This is a genomic window from Phenylobacterium sp., assembly GCF_037138395.1.
Lineage (GTDB): Bacteria > Pseudomonadota > Alphaproteobacteria > Caulobacterales > Caulobacteraceae > Phenylobacterium.
This window is the reverse complement of record NZ_JBAXIM010000213.1, coordinates 1-3,241: the sequence shown is the minus strand read 5'-3', so window position 1 is coordinate 3,241 and position 3,241 is coordinate 1. Positions and strand designations below refer to the sequence as shown.

3 protein-coding genes are annotated in these 3,241 nt (G+C 71.2%); 2 read left to right on the top strand and 1 reads right to left on the bottom strand.

Annotation, left to right across the window (positions count from 1 at the left end):
- Window positions 1-1,070 (bottom strand): patatin-like phospholipase family protein (locus WCJ52_RS12360; protein ID WP_336903614.1); only part of this gene is annotated, 1,070 nt, incomplete at its 3' end.
- Window positions 1,071-1,170: 100 nt separating this feature from the next.
- Here WCJ52_RS12360 and WCJ52_RS12355 point away from each other — a divergent pair.
- A complete protein-coding gene (locus WCJ52_RS12355) occupies window positions 1,171-2,793 on the top strand; it encodes a carboxyl transferase domain-containing protein (RefSeq protein ID WP_336903613.1) in 1,623 nt (540 codons plus the stop codon).
- Window positions 2,794-2,819: 26 nt separating this feature from the next.
- A partial coding sequence (locus tag WCJ52_RS12350) for an enoyl-CoA hydratase-related protein (RefSeq protein ID WP_336903612.1) occupies window positions 2,820-3,241 on the top strand: 422 nt, incomplete at its 3' end.

Sequence of the window (3,241 nt, the reverse complement as noted above, 5' to 3'; positions counted from 1 at the left end):
ACGAAGGCGAGGCGGATCCGCCGGTCCATCTCCTCCAGGTCCCAGCCGAGGGCCAGGCCCGCGGCGATGACCGCGCCCATGGACGCGCCGCCGACATAGTCGATGGGCACCCCCCGCTCCGTCAGGGCGCGGATGACCCCGATGTGGGCATAGGCCCGTGCGCCGCCCCCCGACAGGACCAGGCCCACGGCCCTGCCGGTCAGGCGCCGGACAAGCCTTTCGAGGTCCCCGGGGTCGCCCCGGCGGATATGGGTCAGCCCTGCCGCCCCGGTGGCCGTCATCCAGGCCTCGCTGCCCCTTGGCCTGCGGATACCCGCTGGCTGGACGAGGACCAGTTCAGCACCAAGGCCAAGCGCTGCCGGCCTCGCGGCGGCGGACCCGGGCGGCGGCGGGTAATCGCCCCGCCCGACGCGGAAGAGCTGGTCGACCTGGCGGGCGATCTTAGCCGCCCAGGACTCTTCCTCCAGGTTGGCCATGTAGAGGACGTAGTCGACCCCGCGCTCGAGATTCGAGTACCAGGAGGACTCCTCGTCCTGGGCCTCGACCCCGGCGACGGCGACGGAATAGCCGGTCGCCCGGATGCGCGCGGCGAGCGCCTCCACCAGATCCCGCAGGCCGTCTATCGGCCCGGCGGTGACAAAGCCGAAGACTGAGGGTTCCACCAGGGCGGCGGGCCGCCCGGCGTTCCGGGCCCGGCCGACCATCTGCCGCGCCACGTCCACCATGATGTCCGGGTCGGCGTCGCAGGCCTCGAAGAAGGCGTCGCGGCCCACGGAGACGATTTCGGAATCCCTGAGGGCGGTCAACCGGCCCGAGTGCAGGCCGCCGCTGATCAGGCTCATTTCGCCGGCCGGCTCGCCAGGGCGGACGACGCCCAGGAAGCGCGGCGCTTCATGGAGTTCGACCCGGAAGGCGCCCAGCCGCCCGGCCCGGAGGAAATGCAGTTCGTCCGCCGGTTCGCCGGGACGAAAGAGGTCGCTTCCGCCGGGCAGGCACCACCACCGCCCTGCACCGGTCTGGCGGGCGGTCTCGAAGAGCTGGGTAAGGGCGGGTCCGGTCGGTGAAGGCACGATCCGCAGAGTATCCCGCTTCTGCGACAATGAGAAACGTGCCCGCCCCTGCGGTCAGCACGGACTAGCCGCCGGGCCGGCCCCCGGCTATGCCTTGTGAATGCCCGTCCTGAAGTCCGTCCTCGATCCGGCCTCGGCGGCCTTCCGCGCCAATGCGGAGGTCAACCGAGCCCTCGCCGACCAACTCCGGGAGCGCGTCGCCGCTGTAGCCCTGGGCGGGCCCGAGGACAGCCGGCGACGGCACGAGGCCCGCGGCAAACTCCTGCCCCGGGACCGGGTGGAGGGCCTGCTGGACCCCGGCGCGCCCTTCCTGGAGATCGGCGCCCTGGCCGCCTTCGGGCTCTACGATGGCGACGCGCCGGCCTCGGGCCTGATCGCCGGGATCGGCCGGGTGAGCGGCCGGGAGGTGATGATCCTCGCCAACGATGCCACGGTGAAGGGTGGTGCCTACTTCCCCCTGACCGTGAAGAAGCACCTGCGGGCACAGGAGATCGCCGAGCAGAACAACCTGCCCTGCGTCTATCTAGTGGACTCCGGCGGGGCCAACCTGCCGCACCAGGCCGAAGTCTTCCCCGACCGGGACCACTTCGGGCGCATCTTCTTCAACCAGGCCCGCATGAGCGCCCGGGGGATCGCCCAGATCGCCTGCGTCATGGGCTCGTGCACGGCGGGGGGCGCCTATGTCCCGGCCATGTCCGACGAGACCGTGATCGTCCGCGGGACCGGGCCGGAGAGCCAGGGCACCATCTTCCTGGGTGGCCCGCCCCTGGTGAAGGCGGCCACCGGCGAGATCATCTCTGCGTCGGACCTCGGCGGTGCCGACGTCCACGGCCGCCGCTCGGGCGTTGTGGACCACGTGGCCGAGGACGACCTGCACGCCCTGGCCATCGTCCGCCGCATCGTCGCCGGCCTGAATACCCGCCGGCCCGAAGGCCCGGTCCTGGCCGATCCCCGCCCACCCCTGTTCGACCCTGAGGAGATCTACGGGGTCATCCCCCAGGACGTCCGCGCGCCCTACGACGTGCGCGAGGTGATCGCCCGGATCGTCGACGGCTCGGTCTTCGAGGAGTTCAAGGCCCTCTATGGCCAGACCCTGGTCTGTGGCTTTGCCCGCATCTGGGGCTATCCCGTGGCCATCCTCGCCAACAACGGCATCCTGTTCTCGGAGAGCGCGCTCAAGGGTGCCCACTTCATCGAGCTGGCCTGCCAGAGGGGCATCCCCCTCCTGTTCCTGCAGAACATCTCGGGCTTCATGGTCGGCGGCCGCTACGAGGCCGGCGGCATCGCCCGGGACGGTGCCAAGCTGGTCACCGCCGTGGCCTGCGCCGAGGTGCCCAAGCTGACGGTCCTGATCGGCGGCTCCTTCGGGGCGGGCAATTACGGCATGTGCGGCCGGGCCTATTCGCCGCGCTTCCTCTGGAGCTGGCCCAACGCCCGAATCTCGGTCATGGGCGGCGAGCAGGCCGCCAGCGTCCTGGCGACGATCCGCCGGGACGGGATTGAGGCCCGGGGGGGCGACTGGCCCGCCGACGAGGAGGAGGCCTTCAAGGCGCCGGTCCGCGAGCGCTATGAGGCCGAAGGTGATCCCTATTTCGCCACCGCCCGCCTCTGGGATGACGGGATCATTGACCCTGCCCAGACCCGCGACGTCCTGGGCCTGTCCCTGTCCGCCGCCCTGAATGCCCCCGTGGCGCCGACACGCTTCGGCGTCTTCCGAATGTGACCCTTCCCCGACCCCGGAGCCCCTCCATGACCAACCCGATCGCAGATCCCCTGGTCGAGGGCGTCGACAGCGACGCCAGCTCCGACCTGGTACACCTGGACGCCACCCAGGAAGGGGTGGCCATCGTCACCCTGAACCGGCCGGAGGCGCGCAATAGCTTCAATGCTGAGCTGATCGGTGCCCTGCACGAGACCTTCGAGACCCTGCAGGCCGCCGAGGGCGTTCGGGTGGTCTTCCTGCGCGGCGCCGGCAAGGTCTTTTCCGCCGGGGCCGACCTGAACTGGATGCGCGACGCCGCCCACTGGACAGAGGCCGAGAACCGCGACGACGCCATGGGCCTGGCGCGCATGCTCAAGGCCCTCTGGGATATCCCGGCCCTGACGGTGGCCCTGGTGCAGGGCGGCGCCTGGGGCGGGGGCTGCGGCCTCGCTGCCGCCTGCGACCAGGC

Bases quoted from the DNA above. Each gene is read 5' to 3' on its own strand.
- WCJ52_RS12355 (WP_336903613.1), top strand. From the start codon at position 1,171: ATGCCCGTCCTGAAGTCCGTCCTCGATCCGGCCTCGGCGGCCTTCCGC.